Origin of the sequence: Bacillus sp. FSL K6-6038 (assembly GCF_038050455.1) — a bacterium.
GTDB classification, from domain to species: Bacteria; Bacillota; Bacilli; order Bacillales; family Bacillaceae_G; genus Bacillus_A; species Bacillus_A pseudomycoides.
On the sequence record NZ_JBBOUH010000001.1, the window covers coordinates 1,421,343 to 1,440,128 of the forward strand.

The following is an 18,786-nucleotide window of genomic DNA, read 5'->3' on the forward strand; positions in this document are numbered from 1 at the left end:
TAATTGAGAGGAGGCATATTCATGTCATTTAAGAACTATGAATATACACGCCCAAATACGGAAGAGTTGCAAGAAAAATTCACTGTAGCTTTAGAACAGTTTGAGAATGTAAAGACGATAGAAGAGCAAAAGCAAGTAATTGGTGTAATTAATGAGATTCGCAATGATTTTGGTACAATGGGAAATATTTGTTATATCCGCCATTCTGTTGATACAACGGATCCCTTTTATAAGGAAGAACAAGATTTTTTTGATGAGTATTCTCCGATTGTACAAGGCTATGTAACGAAATATTATAAAGCATTGATGAATTCTCCGTTTCGTGATGAACTGGAGGCTTATTATGGGAAACAATTATTTGCTTTAGCAGAATGTAATTCAAAAACATATTCAGATGAGGTTGTGAAAGATTTACAATTAGAAAATAAATTATCTTCGCAATATACACAACTTTTAGCGGCTGCAAAAATTGATTTTGAAGGAGAAGAGAGAACATTATCACAACTTGGACCTTTTATGCAACATACGGATAGAGATATGCGTAAAAGAGCAAGTGAAGCTTATTATGGTTTTTTAGAAGAGCATGAAGAAGAGTTAGACAGTATTTATGATGAACTTGTAAAAGTAAGAACGAAGATTGCGAAAACACTTGGTTTTAAAAACTTTGTTGAACTTGGATATGCAAGAATGTATCGCACAGATTATAATGCGGAAATGGTTGCAAATTATCGTAAACAAGTACTAGATTACATCGTTCCAGTTGCGACAGAATTACGAAAAAGGCAGCAAGCACGCATTGGTGTAGAAAAGCTTGCTTACTATGATGAGAATTTTGAATATGCAACAGGTAATCCGACTCCAAAGGGAGATGCAGAGTGGATTATTAATCATGGGAAGACAATGTATAAAGAATTATCAAAAGAAACAGATGAGTTCTTCAACTTTATGTTAGATAATGAATTATTAGATTTAGTTGCGAAAAAAGGAAAAGCTGGTGGCGGTTATTGTACATACATTGAAAATTATAAAGCTCCGTTTATTTTCTCGAACTTTAATGGAACATCAGGTGATATTGATGTGTTAACACACGAGGCAGGTCATGCGTTTCAAGTATATGAGAGCCGGAAGTTTGAAATTCCAGAGTACAATTGGCCAACGTACGAAGCGTGTGAAATTCATTCTATGAGTATGGAATTTTTCACGTGGCCATGGATGAAATTATTCTTTGAGGAAGATACGGATAAATATTATTTCTCTCATTTAAGTTCAGCACTTCTATTTTTACCATACGGTGTATCTGTTGATGAATATCAACATTATGTATATGAAAATCCGGAAGCATCTCCAGAGGATCGCAAAGCGGCATGGCGTAATATTGAGAGAAAGTACTTACCACATCGAGACTATGAAGACAATGATTATTTAGAACGTGGTGGTTTCTGGCAGCGTCAAGGGCATATTTATAGCTCACCTTTCTACTATATTGATTATACATTGGCTCAAATTTGCGCACTGCAATTTTGGAAGCGAGCAAGAGACAATAGACAAGAAGCGTGGGAAGACTATGTGAACCTTTGTCAAAAGGGGGGAAGTCAATCCTTCTTACAATTAGTAGAAATTGCGAATTTGACATCTCCATTTACAGATGGGTGTGTGCAAGGCGTAATCACTGAGATTCAAACGTGGTTACATGCAGTGGATGACACAAAATTGTAAAAATCAACCTTGTTTTTTTCACATTTTGTAATCGACACATTCATAAAACAATGAGATAATATAAGAAAATTCAGATTTATTCAAAGGTGTTTCTAAGTTGGAAACACCTTTTTTTACCAAAAAAGAGGGGGGAGAATTATGCTTCAATCTAATATGAATGTTAGTTTGGAAACTTTGCTGCAATCGTTACAATCTACAAGAAACACACTATTATCAGAAATTGAGATGTTAAATGATACGGAAGTGAATGTAAAACCGCGCCGTGATAAATGGAGTATCATTCAAATTATGCATCATCTACACCTAATTGAACAATCTGTCACTTCATCCCTTGTGTATGCTTTACAGAAAAAAGACAAAAAAGTAGTTCCACTCAAAGATCTCCAACTTACTCTTGATCGAACATATAAACGAGAAGCACCTCAACAAATGCAACCAACAGAAACATTAATGAAAAGACAACAAGGAATTCAATTACTCGAACATTCACGCGCAGAATTATTGCATACGCTGCATAGTATTATAGACGAAAAAGAATTGTTCGAAAATTCGTTAAAACATCCTGTGTTTCAGGAGCTTAATCTATATCAATGGATACAATTCCTTGATTTACATGAACAACGCCATCTTACACAGTTAAAAGAAGCAAAATATGCGATTTTGCAAAGGTAAAGAAAAATTCCCATTTACATGGGAACTATATTGAATAAATAAGAAGAAGCGAGGTAGTAATTATCTCGCTTCTTCTTATTTATCCCTGCTTTTCGAGGGTAGTAATATCCACTTCTTAAGATGCAGAAAAAGAAGATGGGTAGGGGATAAACCACTTATAAAATCCTAATTAATGAGGACTAATTATTAATGGAGGATGAAGAAACTGGATTGATGCATATTTTTATCTTTTATTTTGGAATAATACATAAAGAGAACATAGAAGGAGTTGAAAGCATGTCACACAAAAAGAAAGAGCAAGAGCGTAGTTGGAAGGCACGAAAAGAAAATCAAAAACCGCATGGGAAAGTAAAGACTTTTGCGGAACTTGTTGATGAAACGGAAAAAACGTGATGATTTCATCACGTTTTTTGTATGAGTGGGAAAGTTAATAGAAAGGTTGTACCAATGTCTTTTTCACTTGAAATATCGATTTTTCCACCCATTGCTTTTACGATGCTGAATACGACCATCATCCCAAGTCCAGTGCCTTTTTCTTTCGTTGAATAGAAGGGAGAACCAAGACGTTTCAGTTGTTCTAGATCCATGCCAATACCAGTATCTTTTATGGCCAACTGTATCTGTGTATGACTCGGTATTAATGTGAGAATAAGATCTCCCCCTTTTGGCATGGCTTCAATACAATTTTTTAAAATGTTTAATAAGCATTGGTTAAATTTTTGTTTTTCTCCAGAAATACAAAAGATGTTGCTTTGCTTTGTGTAAGTTATACGAACATTTGTCAAATTAGCTAGTGGAGTAATGAGAGATACAGCATGAAGTAATTCATCTTCGATTTGTAATACTTGTTCTTTTTCTATACTTGGTTTTGCAAATGTTAGATAATCTGTGAGTACGTGATTTGCTTGTTCAATACCACGTATAGCAATTTCTGTATATAATTTTCGATCTTCTTCAGAGCATTCTTCGGATTGTAGGAGTTGCAAAAAACCTTTCGTTGAAGTTAAAGGATTACGAACTTCATGAGAGATAGAGGCAGCCATTTCTCCGATTAGGTGAAATTTTTCAGCGTTAATTAGTTCTTCTTGTAGGCGTATTTGTAATTGTAGTACGTTTAGTAAATAAAGAATAAGAATGGTACCAATGATGGTACATAATTCATACACAATAATATGAGGGAGGTAATATTCAGTGCTAGGAACTTCAGCAAGGAAAAAAGGAATCCAGCTAAATACGTATACAAAACTATATAAAATAGCAAGTACTACTTTTATATGATTGCTCCCTCTTTGAAAGAGTCTGTATGTGGCAAGGAGAATAATATATAAGCAAATGGAAGCTATAATAGATGGAAAAACTCCTATGCCTCCTAATAAAAAACGGTATATGTTTAATACAGCTAAAATCGATCCACCCGCAATAGGACCTCCTGTTAACGTACCGACAATTAATACAATATGACGCATATCAAATTGAAATCCATTATCCATCCTTGCTGCAAAAGAAATACAAAGAATTGTTGCAGCACTGCAAAATAATATAAATACGGTTGAATTTAACTTAGGTGAATGTTTCCCTTTTTGATTCCAAAATGAGTGATACATTAGCATCATAACGAGGATGGATAATATGTTTAAAAAGAGATAAATAATAAAGAGTTTCAGGTTTATCTCCTCCCTATTCTCATATGTATGGTGTTATATAAGTACAAATTGAAAAACCGACATAAAACCTTTCTTTTTAGGTGAGAGAGCATCCGGCCATGCATAGAAGCAGTCAGCGCCTCTTTCTGCCCCATGCAAAGTGAAAACAAAGAGAGAAAATAAGTAGCGGTCACCTTTTGTTCTTTATAGCAGCGACTTATATGTTGGAAAATCAAAATGGATTTATATAAGTATAATCATACTATTAAAATACAAGAAAATGAATCTTAAACCTGCAAAAAAGACAGAAAAATCAGATGTTTTTCTGGATATGTGCAGTATGTTACAATATGTGTTGTTAATGAAAGAAGAAATTCCATGTATAACATGGGAGAGGTTCGCGAACTCCCTCTATAAAAAACTATGGAAACAACAATATCCTTAGGTATTGTTTTGTTTTTTTATTGTGACAGTTCAAGAACGTTCTTTCTTCTTATTCGTAGTAGAGAAGGAGAATGAGTGAGATGAAAAAAGAAAAAGCAGTTGTCGTTTTTAGTGGTGGCCAGGATAGTACAACATGTTTATTTTGGGCAATGCAGCAGTTCGCAGAAGTCGAAGCTGTGACATTTAATTATAATCAACGTCATAAGTTAGAAATTGACTGTGCAGCTGATATTGCGAAAGAGTTAGGAATTAAACATACAGTACTTGACATGAGCCTATTAAATCAACTTGCTCCAAATGCGTTAACGAGAACGAATATGGAGATTACACATGAAGAAGGTGAATTGCCATCAACATTTGTAGATGGACGAAATTTACTATTCTTATCATTTGCAGCTGTGCTAGCAAAACAAGTTGGAGCACGTCATATTGTAACGGGCGTATGTGAAACAGATTTTAGCGGTTACCCTGATTGTCGTGATGTATTTGTGAAATCGTTAAACGTTACTTTAAATTTATCTATGGATTATCCATTTGTTATTCATACACCACTTATGTGGATTGATAAAGCAGAAACATGGAAATTGTCAGACGAACTTGGCGCATTTGAGTTTGTTAGAGAAAAAACATTAACATGTTATAACGGAATAATCGGTGATGGCTGCGGTGAATGTCCAGCTTGTAAACTTCGTAAAGCAGGTTTAGATACGTATTTACAAGAACGCGAAGGAGCGAACGCATAATGGAACAGAATTTTTTTGGATTTCGCATTGTAGAAAATTTACAAAAAGTGGACAAGGACATTCAACGTGAACAACTGAAATATCATAATAAACGAGTGATGGTAAGTAAGGAATTTACATTTGATGCAGCGCATCATTTGCACTGTTATGAAGGGAAATGTAAAAATTTACATGGTCACACATACAAAGTTGTTTTTGGAATTAGTGGATATGTAAATGAGATTGGACTTGCTATTGACTTTGGAGATATAAAAGAAATTTGGAAAAATGAAATAGAAATTTATTTGGATCATCGTTATTTAAATGAAACATTACCAGCGATGAATACGACAGCTGAAAATATGGTCGTTTGGATATATGAGAAGATGGCAGAGGCACTTACAAAAGAAGACCGTGCAAATGAATATAAAGGAGCACGGGTTGAATTTGTTCGTCTATTTGAAACACCAACAAGTTATGCGGAAGTAAGACGGGAGTGGATGATCGGTGAGTAAAATTCCTGTTCTGGAAATTTTTGGGCCGACCATTCAAGGTGAAGGAATGGTTGTTGGACAAAAGACGATGTTCATTCGTACAGCAGGTTGTGACTATAGTTGCGCGTGGTGCGATTCGTCCTTTACATGGGATGGATCAGCGAAAGAACAAATTCGGCAAATGACTCCCGAAGAGATATGGAGTGAGCTTGTAGAAATTGGTGGAGAAAATTTTTCACATGTAACGATTTCAGGTGGGAATCCAGTGTTGTTGAAAAATATAGACGATTTTCTGTCTTTATTACAAGAAAAACAAATTCGCACCGCCATTGAGACGCAAGGAAGTAAATGGCAGGAATGGTTGCTTCATATTGACGAAATAACAATTTCGCCAAAGCCCCCAAGCTCACAGATGAAAACTGATTTTATTATGCTGGATTCTGTTATTGAAAGATTAGCAGGAAAAGATTTTAGCTTAAAAGTCGTTGTATTTGATGATCACGATTTTGAATATGCGATAAAAGTGCATGAGCGTTATCCGCATGTACCGTTTTTCTTACAAGTTGGAAATGATGATACGAAAACAGTGGATGATGCAATTCTTATTAGGAATTTACTACAAAAATATGAATGGCTCATTGAAAAAGCTGTTCATTGCAAAGAAATGAATGACGCAAAAGTATTACCTCAGCTTCACGCGTTAGTGTGGGGAAATAAACGAGGCGTATAAGGAATCGAATTGAAGGGATGTATGAAAAATGGCAGGAAGATTAGATGAAGATTTAAAAGATGTAACGTTACTTGGAAACCAAAATACAAAATATTTATTTGAATATAGCCCAAAAATTTTAGAGACATTTGATAACAATCATCCAAACCGTGATTATTTTGTAAAGTTCAACTGTCCTGAATTTACAAGCTTATGTCCAAAAACAGGACAACCAGATTTTGCAACGATCTATATTAGTTATATTCCAGAGCAAAAAATGGTGGAGAGTAAATCATTAAAATTGTATTTATTTAGTTTCCGTAATCATGGAGATTTTCATGAAGATTGTATGAATGTCATTATGAATGATTTAATCAAATTAATGGATCCACGTTATATTGAAGTGTGGGGGAAATTCACACCACGTGGTGGTATCTCGATTGATCCATATTGTAACTATGGTCGTCCTGGTACAAAATATGAAAAAATGGCAGAATATCGCATGATGAATCACGATTTATATCCTGAAACAATCGATAATCGTTAATGAAAAAGGATCTGTATGATACATGCAGATCCTTTTTTTTCTATTATATTACGCATGTTGATTGATAACTGTATAGTTTTTGTGATTTACAACTGTAAGAGGTTCCATATCTAGTTCTCTAAAATTCTCCATGATTGTTATATCGACAATAACGGAGTTTTTATTTACTTTTTGAACACGGCCTTGCATTCCACCTTTAAATTCGATAATATCTCCAGTTTCTGCGGTTTTCATAAGCAACTCTCCTTGTTACAGTTTTACCAAAAAAAGAACAATGTTGTTCTTTTTTATTTCCCTTTATTTTGAACTATATTCCCCTGTTTGTAAATGTTTCCATGAGAAAATTTCAAAAAATAGTCATTTTTCATAAGAAATGTATAAAGTATTTTTCTATTTTAGGAGAGGGAATTGATAAAAAAGTGCTTATATCAGTATATAGGGGTATAATAAACTGGGGGCGGTAAAAATGTTGTTTAAAATTGTTGGAAGTTTTATAATGATCCTTTTATTCTTATTTTCATATAAGCAATTAAAAATAATTCGTATCCATGAAACAGATACATATTTTGATGGATTAGATGGTATGCATGCTTCTGTCACTCATGAGAGCGGTGCGGATATGTAAGGAAGTATGACTTTCTCTTTCTCCATGGTATGATGATAATAAGAAAAAGTGCATAATAATATAGGTGATGAGCGGTGAATGGAGAGTGGAGAAGATGCGAATTTCTTTTATTCGTCACGGTCGCTTGAACAATGTTACAGAATCAATGACAGTATCATCGTTCCACAAATGGATGGAGCGGTACGATTTAGACGGTATGGAAAAAAGTATGGACATACCAATTGAGACGGTTGAAGTAATCGAATCTGCGAAGCTTATTGTAACGAGTGATCAAAAACGTACGGTACAGTCAGCAGCAGAATTAACGAATTCTCTTTCTTTTATACAAAGCTCCCTTTTTCGAGAGGCAGAAGTACCATCTAGTTTCTTTGTTCCGAAATGGGTGAAGTGCAAACCGGAAGTATGGACATTTATTGGGCGTACATTATGGATGATTGGATATTCTAAAGGTGTTGAGTCTTATCGTGAAGTACAAGGAAGAGCGAAGCAAGCAGCTGATACATTAGTCGGATATGCGTTAGTACATGGGCAAATTGCGCTCATAGGGCATAGTTATTTTAATACGATGATTGGGGCTGAGCTACGTGCTAGAGGATGGTCTGGTCCGCCTATTTTTCATGGGAAGCCATGGAGTTGTACAGAATATACATTTCATGAAGCAATGAATGGAAATATATTGAATACCAATTTAACATAAAGGCACACGATTACAATAAAGAATCGTGTGCTTTTTTTTAAGAAACGAAAGCTTTTTTATATAGTGGTTTCACTAAATGAGCATATGGCTCTCCAACAAGCATAACCGTTTTATCCTCTTGGTAGCCAAGTTTTTTATATAAAGAGAAAGCTCGCTTGTTTTCTAAATTTACAAGTAATGCGATTTTCTCATAGCCTTTTTCATAGGCATCATTTTCTGCTGCTTTAATCAATTTTGAGCCGATCCCTCGTCCGCCATATGTGTTTGAAACGGATAATGTGTCAATATAATATTCATCGAGCTCAGCTTCTTTTTCTAGCGTAATAGATGAATCTTGATGGATTTTTCGTAAGTGTTTTACAATGGGAGTATCTAGTTGTTTTGCATGGCTGCCATGATAGGCTACGATGATTCCAATTGCTTGTCCATCTTGTTCTTCAACGAAACAGTTCTCGTAGCTAAGTCGATTTTCTTTTTTTGAAAACCAAGTTTCAAGCCCTGTCAAGACTTCTGTTCCTGTTCTCCCACCTGTGATTTTTTCAGCAATTTCATGCAGAGCGTTATACAATAAGGGAGATATTGCCTTCGCATCTGTCTTTTTTGCTTTCCGAATCATATTATCCCTCCTAGTTGTCATTCTTATTGTAACATAAAATAAAGTTTCAACCAGTTATTCATCAATTTCTTGAATTTTATAGGATAAGCTTGAATATCGAATTGATTCAGTATAGATGAACCGTTATGGTAGTATATGATACTTGCTGTGAATGTAAGAAATTTAACATTGTCGACTTGTGAAAGATAGGATAAAATATTGCAGAGAGGTGAAATACATGGATAAACAATTAGCAAATACAATTTTAGATCAACTGAAAAATGGAGAGATAGAAGAGTATATTGTAACTAAGGATGTATTTTATACGTTTCGTGAGGTTGTAGTAAATCGAGAAGATTTTAAACATTTCAGTGGGAATGCACAGCACGGCGGGAAAATTATTTATACATATATAGAAACACCACGTTCTTAATAGAAGGAAAAGGAGAGGAGAATTATGGGAGAATTTAAACAAGGTATTTTACCGCACTGGGACTACATGTGGAAAGATGGTACAGGAAAACGATTCGTAGGAATGGTTATGTTTCCTGAGAAACGTACAGAAGAAGTTATAGAAAAATTGAAAGTAGCATATGAGCAAGAAATTCACATTCGAGCAACTGTGAAATTTCAGCATATGAATCAATATGTAGAGGGAATGGTTGTATATTTTGATGAAGAAGCGCCAGTATTTACAATGCAAGATAAAGACGAAAATTTTCATCATTTATTTATAAAGGATATTTTACGTATTGAACATTGCGAATGAGCGGTGCTTTGTGTACAGTCTTTTTAAAATTCTCATCACACTAACGAATAAATTGGTGTGCCATAATAATTGTCCTTTTCATTACAATAATATGTTTTATTGTGTAACAAAAAAGAAAGTATATGTACTCGATTTAATAAATGTTTAATCCACAAGAGAGAGAAGTCCTTACTTGTGTGATCTGAATAATGTGTAACCGGTTTCGAACAGATTATCTCGTAAATTCTGTTCTTTTTTATGTGATGCTGGAGAAATATATTTCTCCAGCATTTACTGTTTTTTGACAAAACATATTGATAACATTTTTGTAAATATGATTAAATTCGTTGACAACTTTTTCGAAAAGCACTTTATTGACATGAGTTTTAGAATGTTGTTTCATAGTCTTTGTATTGAAAAAAAGGACTTGTCATGTCGAAAAGTAAAAGTTAAAAAAAGAAAGAATTTATACATATATCTTGTGTCTTGTTTTGAAACGTAATACAATATATAGAGAAATCATGAAACGACATCTAGATATTAAAGAAAGAAGGGGAGGGTCGGAAATGTTAGTTGCATATGATTCTATGACAGGAAACGTGAAGCGTTTCATCCACAAATTAAATATGCCGGCCGTTCAAATTAATGACAATCTAGTATTAGACGAAGATTTTGTTCTTATTACGTATACAACAGGTTTTGGAAATGTGCCGGAACGTGTTTTAGAATTTTTAGAACGCAATAATGCAAATTTAAAAGGCGTATCTGCAAGTGGCAATCGCAACTGGGGAGATATGTTCGGAGCAAGTGCAGATAAAATCTCATCCAGATACGAAGTACCTATTGTATCAAAATTTGAGTTATCTGGAACAAATAAAGATGTAGAATATTTTAAAGAAAGGGTGCGGGAGATTGCGACACATTGAACTGAATAATGAAATCACGCAAATGCAAGACGGTTTCTACCAGCTTCATAAAGATAAAGAAGCATTAGAAGTCTTTATGGAAGAAGCGAGAGCGAATACCGTTCATTTTGATAGCGTGGCAGAGCGAATCGAGTATATGAATAAGCACGATTACTATTACAACGTTCTGGACGAGTATAAGTTGGAGGAAGTAGAGGAAGTATACAACGTTGCATACGGTGAAAACTTCGAGTTCCAATCTTATATGGCGGCATCTAAGTTTTATAAGGATTATGCATTAAAAACAAATAATCAAAAACAATACTTAGAAAGCTACGAAGATCGTGTATCAATTGTGTCATTATACTTAGGACGCGGTGATGTTAATAAAGCAAAACAATTTGCAAGCATGATTGTAAAACAAAACTACCAACCAGCGACACCAACCTTTTTGAATGCAGGAAGAAGCAGAAGAGGAGAAATGGTGTCTTGTTTCTTGTTAGAGATGGATGATAGCTTAAATTCGATTGGATTTAATATTAATACGGCGATGCAGCTATCAAAAATTGGTGGCGGAGTCGCTTTAAACCTTTCTAAGCTACGCGCACGCGGTGAGCAAATTAAAGGTATTGATAACGCAGCAAGCGGTGTTGTACCAGTTATGAAATTGCTTGAAGATTCGTTTTCATATGCGAATCAGTTGGGTTAACTTATGGCTCAACTATAAAACCGGGTCAATTGCTGGAACGCCTGAGTATATCTAGGTAGGATACTACGAAGAAATTACGTAGCGCCCCCTAAAAATCCAAGATTGCAGGAAATCAGCAGCCGAGCTCCTAAGTCTATTAGATAGGGAGAAGGTTCAACGACCAAGTGGCTATGTAGGTGACTATATAGCTCGAACCTGGCTTCTCAAACCAACCAAATTCAAAGGGTGTATCCAGTTATGGGGAGAAAAAAGAGCTTTATAACAAAAATATGTCCTATTTGTAAAAGTAAATATGAGGTTAATCAGAATAATAAAAGAGAGATGGAACGATCCAAAACGTGTGGAATATTAGAGTGTCGGAAGAAGCTTGCACTTATTAATACAAACTATAATTTAATATGTTTTGGATGTGGAAAATCATTTGTAGGAAAAAGGATAAATCAAAAGTTTTGTAGTAAGAAATGTCAAACTAAAAGATATAAATTAGTTTGTGTTATATGTGCGAGTGAATTTTATTCTGATAAAAGTGTAACAAAAACATGTTCGCATGAGTGTAGGTGGACATTGAATAGAAGTCAGCTTGTAAATTTAATATGTTCTTACTGTGAAAACCCTTTTTCTAGGCCAGCATATACTGTTAGAGATTCAAAAGTTTTTTGTTCAAAAAGTTGTAATAATAAATTTTTTGTGGAGCTGAATTACGGCACAACGAACAAGTATGGGAAAAACTGGTCCAGGATGCGAGAGTATATGTTTGAGTTTTATGATTTTCGTTGTCAAAGGTGTTTAGAAAAATATGATATAAATACACTAAGATTACATCACATTATTCCATTCCGTTTTTTGAAAGCTTTGATCAAGCAAACCTTATGATGAATTTATTGCCACTTTGTGATTTATGTCATATTCATGTACATCAAAAATACGATGAGTGGTTAAACAAAGAATTTGGTGAGAAGAAGATATGGTCTGAACTCTATAGCGATATAGAGAGGATAGCAGAAATGACTATCCCCCATACGTTTTAAAGGTATGGAGTAACAATATGCAAAGAAAAGGTGCCGGAGCAGTATATTTAAACATTTTCCATTGGGATATTATAGAATTCCTCGATACAAAAAAAATAAATGCCGACGAGAAGAGCCGTATTCAGTCCCTATCAATCGGTATTATCGTTCCGAGTAAGTTCTTTGAGCTTGCAGAGAAAAACGAACCATTCCATGTTTTCGCACCTTATACAGTATATAAAGAGTACGGAAAACATTTAGATGATATAGATATTGATGAAATGTATGATGAACTGATGAGTAATCCGAATGTGAAGAAGAAGCCACTTGATATTAGTGCACGTGATATGCTCATTAAAATTGCTATGATTCAGCTTGAGTCTGGTTATCCATACTTAATGTTTAAATCAAATGCGAACAAACAACATCCGTTAAAGGATATTGGAACTGTGAAGATGTCAAACCTTTGTACGGAAATCTTCCAGTTACAAGAAACATCTGAAATTAATGACTATGGTACAGATGACATTATCCGCCGTGATATTAACTGTAACTTAGGATCATTAAATATTGTAAACGTAATGGAGAATAAAGAAATTCGTGAAGCAGTTCATGCAGGAATGGAAGCATTAACAGCTGTTTCTGATATGACTGTTATTCCAAACGCGCCGACTGTGAAAAAAGCAAATGATGAGCTTCATTCAGTTGGACTTGGTGCTATGAACTTACATGGATATTTAGCGAAAAATAAAATTGCTTATGAAAGTGCAGAAGCGAAAGAATTTGTTCGTACATTCTTTATGATGTTAAATTACTACTCCATTGAAAAGAGTATGGGTATTGCGAAAGAAAAGGGCGAAACATTTAAAGACTTCGATAAGTCGGATTATGCAAATGGCTCATACTTTGAAAAGTATGAAACAACAGACTATAGTCCTGTAACTGATAAAGTACAGCAGTTATTTGAAGGAATCTATATTCCAACAAAAGAAGATTGGACAAGTCTAAAAGAGGAAGTACAGAAGCACGGTTTATACAACTCATATAGATTGGCTATCGCTCCGACACAATCGATCAGTTACGTGCAAAATGCAACTTCAAGCGTAATGCCGATCGTAAGTCAAATTGAGTCAAGAACGTATGCAAATGCGACAACATATTACCCAATGCCGTATTTATCAAAAGATACGTTCTGGTATTATAAATCTTCTTACGATATGAATCAGTTTAAACTAATTGATTTAATCGCAGAAATTCAAGAGCATATTGACCAAGGAATTAGTACAATTCTTTATGTAAATAGCGATATTTCTACGCGTGAATTAGCACGTTATTACATCTATGCACATAAAAAAGGTCTAAAGAGTTTGTATTATACAAGAACACGTAAGTTAAGCGTGGAAGAGTGCGTTGCTTGTACAGTTTGATGCAAACTATAATTGATTGATATACAAAATAAAGAGTAAGACATCATGAGCAGGGTTTTTCTGACCCTGCTCATGCTTAGTTATAAAATTTAAGACGTCTAACATGCGGTTAAGTTTTCATTACAAATTGAAAGCTTTACCGCATGTTAGAAAAGCTTATTGATAGAGAAGGGGCGATTCAATGCGCGCGGTAAACTGGAACAAAAAAGAAGACGATTTTAGTTTAATGTTTTGGAAGCAAAACATCGCTCAGTTTTGGACAGAAGAAGAAATTGCGGTATCTTCTGACAAAAATACTTGGGTGCAATTATCAAAAGAAGAGCAAATTGTGTATAAGCGTGTATTAGGTGGTTTAACACTTTTAGATACAAAGCAAGGCGGCGAAGGGATGCCACTTGTACTTGTTCATCTTGAGAATTTGCAAGCAAAAAGTGTATTAGCTTTCATGGGTGCTATGGAAGAAGTACATGCGAAGAGTTACAGTCATATCTTTACGACACTCGCAACGGAAGAAGAAATTGATGAGATCTTTGAATGGGTAGATAGCCATCCATTGCTTGAGAAAAAAGCAGGTATTATTACAGGTTACTATCGTCGTTTATTGAAGCCACAAGTAACGAAAAAAGAATTATACATGGCTATGGTAGCAAGTGTATTTTTAGAAAGTTACTTGTTCTATAGCGGATTTTTCTATCCGCTTTACTTAGCAGGACAAGGAAAATTAACAGCGAGTGGTGAAATTATTAACTTAATAATTCGTGACGAGTCAATTCACGGCGTATTCGTTGGTATTTTAGCACAGCAAATCTTTGCGGAATTTTCTGCAGAAGAACAACAAGAGGTGCAAAAAGAAACACAAGAGTTATTGATGGAACTGTATGAAATTGAAATGGCATATACAGAAGAAATTTATACATCCATTGGTCTTGTTGAAGATGTAAATCGCTTTGTTCGTTACAATGCGAATAAAGGGCTTATGAACTTAGGATTAGAACCACGCTTTGAGGAAGAAGAAATTAACCCAATCGTATTAAACGGTTTACGTACAGATACGAAAAACCATGATTTCTTCTCTGTAAAAGGGAATGGTTATGTAAAAGCAACAAATGTTGAAAAGTTATCAGACGATGATTTCGTATTCGATTTTTAATAGATAAGATTGAAAAAGCTGTCTTTCATATAAAGGCAGCTTTTTTGTTATGAATAGTTTACATAATGTTATTATCTCATGATAAGTTTTTATTCGCCGACTGATTAAAGTTTCACTTCATTTGTATTTATTGGTATGAGAGATTGAATAAGTTATGTCAAAATGAATAGAAAATTAACGAAGCAATTAGAAAAATAATCCCACCTGTAATTTCATTGGAGCATAAAAAAATATGGCTGTTTAGTAAATTTTTTAACAAAGACAATTTTGGCTCAAAAATTGCATGAATATTTAAAAAATAAAGAAAGGGGTTTTGTAATGCATTATATGACATATACGGTTCGTTGAAAGCGTTTTCTGTTTAGTTATCAATCTGTACATGAAAATTAGATAGAGAAAGTAGGAGGAATGATAGGTGGGAAAAGGAGTTGGGTTAAAGCGTTCATTAGGACTTTGGTCAATTGTTATGCTAGGCGTTGGGTATATGACACCAATGGTAGGATTTGATACATTTGGAATCGTTTCTGAAAAAACGGGTGGGCATGTTCCTGGAGCTTATCTTATTGCATTAGCAGGGATGTTATTTACAGCTGCAAGCTACGGAAAAATGGTAAAGGTTTTTCCTACTGCTGGATCTGCTTACACTTATACACAAAAGACAATTAGTGCAAGGCTTGGGTTTCTTGTTGGATGGTCAGCATTATTGGATTATTTGTTTTTACCAATGGTGAATGCACTATTAACAAGAATTTATATGTCGGCACTTTTTCCAAGTGTTCCAGATTGGGCATGGGTCATTGGTTTTGTTCTACTTATTACACTTATCAATATTATTAGTGTAAATGTTACTGCCAATTTCAACACGTTCTTAGTAACATTTCAAGTGCTAGTAATGGTTGTGTTTGTAGTTCTCGTTATAAAAGGATTGATAGCAGGAGAAGGAACTGGAGAAGTCTTTTCCATTCAGCCGTTTTTTCAATCAGATATACAAATATCACCGTTAGTTGCAGGGGCAACAATTCTTTGTTTTTCATTTTTAGGTTTTGATGCAGTAACTACATTTTCAGAAGAAACACCAAACGCAAAGAAGACGATTCCTCGAGCTATTTTTCTTACTGCTTTAATTGGCGGAATTTTATTCATTGTCACTACGTACTTTACACAATCCTTTTTTCCAGATGCATCCGTATTTAAAGATCAAGAATCAGCAGCTCCAGAAATTGCATTATACGTCGGAGGAAAATTATTTCAAACTTTCTTTTTAGTAGGAACATTTATGGGAACAATAGCATCAGGCTTAGCTTCTCATACAAGTGTATCGCGATTATTATACGTAATGGGGCGAGATAATGTAATTCCGCAGAAGATATTTGGATACATTCATCCTCGCTTGCGAACTCCAGTATATAACATTATTTTTGTGGGAATTATTGCGCTCTCTGCTATGTTTATTGATTTAGAAACAGCAGCATCTCTTATTAACTTCGGAGCGCTTATTGCATTTACATTTGTTAATTTATCTGTAATTGCCTACTATGTTATAAAGCAAAAAAGATATAAAACAACAAAAGATTTTTTAAATTTCTTAGTTATGCCTATTTTAGGTGCAGGTACAGTGGCTGTGTTATGGTTTAACCTCAATATTCATTCGCTTATTCTTGGACTTAGCTGGGCTGCCATTGGAATCGGTTATCTTTTATATATTACGAACATGTTTCGTTCAGCACCTCCGCAAATGCATTTTGAAGAAGTGCAGGAAATGTAAAATAATAAAAAACATCGGGATTTATCCGGTGTTTTTTATTTTGTAGAGGCTACAATTATGCAATAATGCATAAATCATTCAACTATTCATAAAGAACGTGAGACATTTTGTAAATAAGAGAAAGAGTTGAGGTTGAAACGATAATATAAACATTATATTTCCAGTTGGCACGATTATTGCTTTATAACACTAGTAAAAATAAATAAATGAGGTGTTATCGTGGCAATTCAATCAGAAAAAGAGGATGTAACACAATCTATTCAAGAAAAAGTTGAGTCGGAAAATGCTTTAGAGGAATTTCAATCCATATTAAAAGAAGCACTCCATGTTTTGCATTATCCAGAGGAAGTATTCGAGTTTCTTAAGAAGCCGATGCGTTTTTTAGAAGTAAGTATTCCTGTTCGAATGGATGATGGAACAACAAAGGTATTTCAAGGATATCGTGCTCAGCATAATGATGCAGCAGGGCCAACAAAAGGTGGTATCAGGTTTCATCCAGATGTTACAGCAGAGGAAGTAAAAGCGTTGGCCGGATGGATGAGCTTAAAATGCGGAGTTACAGGACTTCCATATGGAGGAGCAAAGGGCGGAATTATTTGTGATCCGCAGAAGATGAGCTTTAGAGAATTAGAGTTACTTAGCCGTGGCTATGTAAGAGCAGTAAGCCAAATTGTTGGACCTACTAAAGATATTCCAGCTCCTGATATGTATACAAATGCTCAGATTATGGCTTGGATGCTGGATGAGTATGATCATATTAGGGAATTTGATTCTCCTGGTTTTATTACTGGAAAGCCGTTAATGCTAGGAGGATCACAAGGACGAGAAACAGCTACTTCTAAAGGGGTATTATACACGCTCCAATTAGTAAGTGAATTAAAACATATTCCAATTCAAAATATGCGGGTAATCATTCAAGGGTTTGGAAACGTTGGAAGTCATTTGGCAAAATATTTATATGATATTGGTGTGAAAGTAGTAGGAGTATCTGATGCTTTAGGTGGCATTTATAACTCAGACGGTCTAGATGTTCCTTATTTATTAGAGAATCGAGATTCTTTTGGTGTTGTATCGAACCTCTTTAGTAAAACAATCTCTAACCAAGAGTTGCTAGAAAAAGAATGTGATGTACTCATTCCAGCAGCAATTGGAGGAGTAATTACGAAACATAATGCAGAAAGACTTGGGTGTAAGATTATCATTGAGGCTGCAAATGGTCCGACAACGAAAGAGGCGATAACAATATTAGAAGAGAAAGATGTTTTAGTTGTTCCGGATATTTTAGCGAACTCTGGAGGTGTTATTGTTTCTTATTTTGAGTGGTGCCAAAATAACCAAGGATATTATTGGACAGAGCAATATGTAGACCAATGTTTAAAAGAAAAAATTACATCTAGCTTTTCTGATGTATTTAACACTTCAAAACGGTTTGGGGTAAATATGAAAATTGCTGCTTATATAGAAGGGGTTCGTAAAATTGTAGAAGCGTCGCGTCTAAGAGGATGGTTGCATTTTTAAGTTAAAGGGAGGAATCAAATGAAACTGGACATTTTATTAGAACAAATTGAAAAGCAACCAATTGGTTATTACTGTATTGTGTCGCATCATCATCGCTATGATATAGCAGTCACGTATTCACAGCAATTTTTTGGAAAAGCAATGGTCACATCTATTCAAAATGGAAGAATGATTTTATTAAGTCAGGAAGATATCGAAGAAGAGCAATACTGGGCACCTAAGCTAGGAATTGAAATAGAAGATGTAGAAGATTTTCAAAGCTTTTTTCATATGATTCTCCAGTCACAAATGTTGGCAGAGCAATATTAATAGAATAAAGGAAGGGAATGATTTATTTTGTATTATGAAATAGTTACGAGCCCATGCTATGGAACAGTTGAAAAAGTTGCTATTGATAAGGACTCTCGAATTTATGAATGGGAACCACTGTTTGCGATTAAAAATATGAATGGTAAGCTGGAAGTAATTAAAATGGGATGTAGCGGAGAAGTACAATCTTTAGAAGTAGAAGCAGGAGATAAAGTAATCCCAGGGATGGTATTAGCGTATATTCAAGAAGATATTTTAATTAGTGGTAGTGATTAATTTTAGGGAGGAAGATGGAACTATCCATCTTCTTTTTTTATTTAAGTAAGTAAAAAATGTATATTGTCAGATTAATTAAAAAAATCTGATTTTAATGATACAATACAA

The 18,786-nt window shown here is 34.6% G+C and carries 21 protein-coding genes, 1 pseudogene and 1 riboswitch; of the genes and pseudogenes, 19 read left to right on the plus strand and 3 right to left on the minus strand.

What is annotated here, in order from left to right; translation table 11 throughout:
* Window positions 1-21: 21 nt before the first annotated feature.
* From NSQ40_RS07175 to NSQ40_RS07185, 3 genes are all read left to right on the plus strand, one after another.
* Entirely contained in the window at window positions 22-1,716 is a 1,695-nt protein-coding gene (locus tag NSQ40_RS07175; protein WP_003196081.1) for a M3 family oligoendopeptidase, read from the plus strand.
* A 138-nt stretch (window positions 1,717-1,854) separates the two neighbouring features.
* Window positions 1,855-2,388: a DinB family protein gene (locus tag NSQ40_RS07180; protein WP_018764166.1), complete on the plus strand. Its 534-nt coding sequence runs from the start codon at window positions 1,855-1,857 to the stop codon at window positions 2,386-2,388.
* A gap of 276 nt (window positions 2,389-2,664) precedes the next feature.
* Window positions 2,665-2,781 carry a DUF6254 family protein gene (locus NSQ40_RS07185; RefSeq protein WP_000018497.1) on the plus strand — a complete coding sequence of 39 codons (117 nt, stop codon included), beginning with the start codon at window positions 2,665-2,667 and terminating at the stop codon, window positions 2,779-2,781.
* Window positions 2,782-2,789: 8 nt separating this feature from the next.
* Here NSQ40_RS07185 and NSQ40_RS07190 read toward each other — a convergent pair whose 3' ends face one another.
* Window positions 2,790-3,998, minus strand: a complete 1,209-nt coding sequence (locus NSQ40_RS07190) for an ATP-binding protein (protein ID WP_033796979.1) — start codon at window positions 3,996-3,998, stop codon at window positions 2,790-2,792.
* 420 nt (window positions 3,999-4,418) lie between these two features.
* Window positions 4,419-4,462: riboswitch (PreQ1 riboswitch) on the plus strand.
* Window positions 4,463-4,555: 93 nt separating this feature from the next.
* Here NSQ40_RS07190 and queC point away from each other — a divergent pair.
* From queC to queF, 4 genes are read left to right on the plus strand one after another with little or no spacing between them, the layout of a single operon-like run.
* Window positions 4,556-5,218 (plus strand): 7-cyano-7-deazaguanine synthase QueC, encoded by a 663-nt coding sequence (gene queC, locus NSQ40_RS07195; RefSeq protein ID WP_258248211.1) that lies wholly within the window; start codon window positions 4,556-4,558, stop codon window positions 5,216-5,218.
* Window positions 5,218-5,712, plus strand: coding sequence for a 6-carboxytetrahydropterin synthase QueD (gene queD, locus NSQ40_RS07200; protein WP_003196086.1), 495 nt, complete (start codon window positions 5,218-5,220; stop codon window positions 5,710-5,712). The genes queC and queD overlap by 1 nt, the downstream gene beginning before the upstream one ends.
* Window positions 5,705-6,421, plus strand: a complete 717-nt coding sequence (queE, locus tag NSQ40_RS07205; protein ID WP_018764168.1) for a 7-carboxy-7-deazaguanine synthase QueE — start codon at window positions 5,705-5,707, stop codon at window positions 6,419-6,421. Before queD ends, queE begins: the two co-directional genes overlap by 8 nt.
* A gap of 28 nt (window positions 6,422-6,449) precedes the next feature.
* Complete coding sequence (gene queF, locus NSQ40_RS07210; protein ID WP_003196088.1) at window positions 6,450-6,947, plus strand: preQ(1) synthase; 498 nt, start codon at window positions 6,450-6,452, stop codon at window positions 6,945-6,947.
* A 48-nt stretch (window positions 6,948-6,995) separates the two neighbouring features.
* On the opposite strand, the gene NSQ40_RS07215 is transcribed toward queF, so the two are convergent.
* On the minus strand, window positions 6,996-7,181 hold the full coding sequence (locus NSQ40_RS07215) for a YkvS family protein (RefSeq protein ID WP_003196089.1): 186 nt from the start codon (window positions 7,179-7,181) through the stop codon (window positions 6,996-6,998).
* A 232-nt stretch (window positions 7,182-7,413) separates the two neighbouring features.
* Here NSQ40_RS07215 and NSQ40_RS07220 point away from each other — a divergent pair, with 232 nt between their 5' ends.
* Both NSQ40_RS07220 and NSQ40_RS07225 read left to right on the plus strand, forming a co-directional pair.
* Window positions 7,414-7,572 carry a hypothetical protein gene (locus tag NSQ40_RS07220; protein WP_003196090.1) on the plus strand — a complete coding sequence of 53 codons (159 nt, stop codon included), beginning with the start codon at window positions 7,414-7,416 and terminating at the stop codon, window positions 7,570-7,572.
* Window positions 7,573-7,666: 94 nt separating this feature from the next.
* The gene (locus NSQ40_RS07225) at window positions 7,667-8,269 is read left to right on the plus strand and encodes a histidine phosphatase family protein (RefSeq protein WP_018764170.1); all 603 of its coding nucleotides are present in this window, start codon (window positions 7,667-7,669) and stop codon (window positions 8,267-8,269) included.
* Window positions 8,270-8,306: 37 nt separating this feature from the next.
* Here the strand turns inward: NSQ40_RS07225 and NSQ40_RS07230 are convergent, their stop codons facing one another.
* On the minus strand, window positions 8,307-8,885 hold the full coding sequence (locus NSQ40_RS07230; protein WP_003196092.1) for a GNAT family N-acetyltransferase: 579 nt from the start codon (window positions 8,883-8,885) through the stop codon (window positions 8,307-8,309).
* Window positions 8,886-9,102: 217 nt separating this feature from the next.
* Between NSQ40_RS07230 and NSQ40_RS07235 the strand changes: the two genes are divergently transcribed.
* From NSQ40_RS07235 to NSQ40_RS07280, 10 genes and pseudogenes are all read left to right on the plus strand, one after another.
* The gene (locus NSQ40_RS07235; RefSeq protein WP_003196093.1) at window positions 9,103-9,297 is read left to right on the plus strand and encodes a hypothetical protein; all 195 of its coding nucleotides are present in this window, start codon (window positions 9,103-9,105) and stop codon (window positions 9,295-9,297) included.
* A gap of 24 nt (window positions 9,298-9,321) precedes the next feature.
* Window positions 9,322-9,633, plus strand: a complete 312-nt coding sequence (locus tag NSQ40_RS07240; RefSeq protein ID WP_003196094.1) for a hypothetical protein — start codon at window positions 9,322-9,324, stop codon at window positions 9,631-9,633.
* Between the two features lie 545 nt (window positions 9,634-10,178).
* The gene (nrdI, locus tag NSQ40_RS07245; protein WP_003196095.1) at window positions 10,179-10,538 is read left to right on the plus strand and encodes a class Ib ribonucleoside-diphosphate reductase assembly flavoprotein NrdI; all 360 of its coding nucleotides are present in this window, start codon (window positions 10,179-10,181) and stop codon (window positions 10,536-10,538) included.
* A pseudogene (locus NSQ40_RS07250) lies at window positions 10,525-11,223 on the plus strand (ribonucleotide reductase N-terminal alpha domain-containing protein); the annotation flags it as partial. The gene nrdI and the pseudogene NSQ40_RS07250, both read left to right, overlap by 14 nt.
* Window positions 11,224-12,271: 1,048 nt before the next feature.
* Window positions 12,272-13,660 (plus strand): ribonucleoside-diphosphate reductase subunit alpha, encoded by a 1,389-nt coding sequence (locus NSQ40_RS07255; protein ID WP_003196099.1) that lies wholly within the window; start codon window positions 12,272-12,274, stop codon window positions 13,658-13,660.
* 181 nt (window positions 13,661-13,841) lie between these two features.
* Window positions 13,842-14,810: a class 1b ribonucleoside-diphosphate reductase subunit beta gene (gene nrdF / locus NSQ40_RS07260; RefSeq protein ID WP_003196100.1), complete on the plus strand. Its 969-nt coding sequence runs from the start codon at window positions 13,842-13,844 to the stop codon at window positions 14,808-14,810.
* Window positions 14,811-15,225: 415 nt separating this feature from the next.
* Window positions 15,226-16,575, plus strand: coding sequence for an APC family permease (locus NSQ40_RS07265; protein ID WP_003196101.1), 1,350 nt, complete (start codon window positions 15,226-15,228; stop codon window positions 16,573-16,575).
* Between the two features lie 219 nt (window positions 16,576-16,794).
* The gene (locus tag NSQ40_RS07270; protein WP_003196102.1) at window positions 16,795-18,093 is read left to right on the plus strand and encodes a Glu/Leu/Phe/Val family dehydrogenase; all 1,299 of its coding nucleotides are present in this window, start codon (window positions 16,795-16,797) and stop codon (window positions 18,091-18,093) included.
* Between the two features lie 18 nt (window positions 18,094-18,111).
* Window positions 18,112-18,402: an SAV0927 family protein gene (locus NSQ40_RS07275; RefSeq protein WP_003196103.1), complete on the plus strand. Its 291-nt coding sequence runs from the start codon at window positions 18,112-18,114 to the stop codon at window positions 18,400-18,402.
* A gap of 27 nt (window positions 18,403-18,429) precedes the next feature.
* Window positions 18,430-18,678: a hypothetical protein gene (locus tag NSQ40_RS07280; RefSeq protein ID WP_003196104.1), complete on the plus strand. Its 249-nt coding sequence runs from the start codon at window positions 18,430-18,432 to the stop codon at window positions 18,676-18,678.
* Window positions 18,679-18,786: the final 108 nt, after the last annotated feature.

Bases quoted from the DNA above. Each gene is read 5' to 3' on its own strand.
- NSQ40_RS07175 (WP_003196081.1), top strand. From the start codon at position 22: ATGTCATTTAAGAACTATGAATATACACGCCCAAATACGGAAGAGTTG.
- NSQ40_RS07180 (WP_018764166.1), top strand. From the start codon at position 1,855: ATGCTTCAATCTAATATGAATGTTAGTTTGGAAACTTTGCTGCAATCG.
- NSQ40_RS07185 (WP_000018497.1), top strand. From the start codon at position 2,665: ATGTCACACAAAAAGAAAGAGCAAGAGCGTAGTTGGAAGGCACGAAAA.
- NSQ40_RS07190 (WP_033796979.1), bottom strand. From the start codon at position 3,998: ATGCTAATGTATCACTCATTTTGGAATCAAAAAGGGAAACATTCACCT.
- queC (WP_258248211.1), top strand. From the start codon at position 4,556: ATGAAAAAAGAAAAAGCAGTTGTCGTTTTTAGTGGTGGCCAGGATAGT.
- queD (WP_003196086.1), top strand. From the start codon at position 5,218: ATGGAACAGAATTTTTTTGGATTTCGCATTGTAGAAAATTTACAAAAA.
- queF (WP_003196088.1), top strand. From the start codon at position 6,450: ATGGCAGGAAGATTAGATGAAGATTTAAAAGATGTAACGTTACTTGGA.
- NSQ40_RS07215 (WP_003196089.1), bottom strand. From the start codon at position 7,181: ATGAAAACCGCAGAAACTGGAGATATTATCGAATTTAAAGGTGGAATG.
- NSQ40_RS07220 (WP_003196090.1), top strand. From the start codon at position 7,414: ATGTTGTTTAAAATTGTTGGAAGTTTTATAATGATCCTTTTATTCTTA.
- NSQ40_RS07225 (WP_018764170.1), top strand. From the start codon at position 7,667: ATGCGAATTTCTTTTATTCGTCACGGTCGCTTGAACAATGTTACAGAA.
- NSQ40_RS07230 (WP_003196092.1), bottom strand. From the start codon at position 8,885: ATGATTCGGAAAGCAAAAAAGACAGATGCGAAGGCAATATCTCCCTTA.
- NSQ40_RS07235 (WP_003196093.1), top strand. From the start codon at position 9,103: ATGGATAAACAATTAGCAAATACAATTTTAGATCAACTGAAAAATGGA.
- NSQ40_RS07240 (WP_003196094.1), top strand. From the start codon at position 9,322: ATGGGAGAATTTAAACAAGGTATTTTACCGCACTGGGACTACATGTGG.
- nrdI (WP_003196095.1), top strand. From the start codon at position 10,179: ATGTTAGTTGCATATGATTCTATGACAGGAAACGTGAAGCGTTTCATC.
- NSQ40_RS07255 (WP_003196099.1), top strand. From the start codon at position 12,272: ATGCAAAGAAAAGGTGCCGGAGCAGTATATTTAAACATTTTCCATTGG.
- nrdF (WP_003196100.1), top strand. From the start codon at position 13,842: ATGCGCGCGGTAAACTGGAACAAAAAAGAAGACGATTTTAGTTTAATG.
- NSQ40_RS07275 (WP_003196103.1), top strand. From the start codon at position 18,112: ATGAAACTGGACATTTTATTAGAACAAATTGAAAAGCAACCAATTGGT.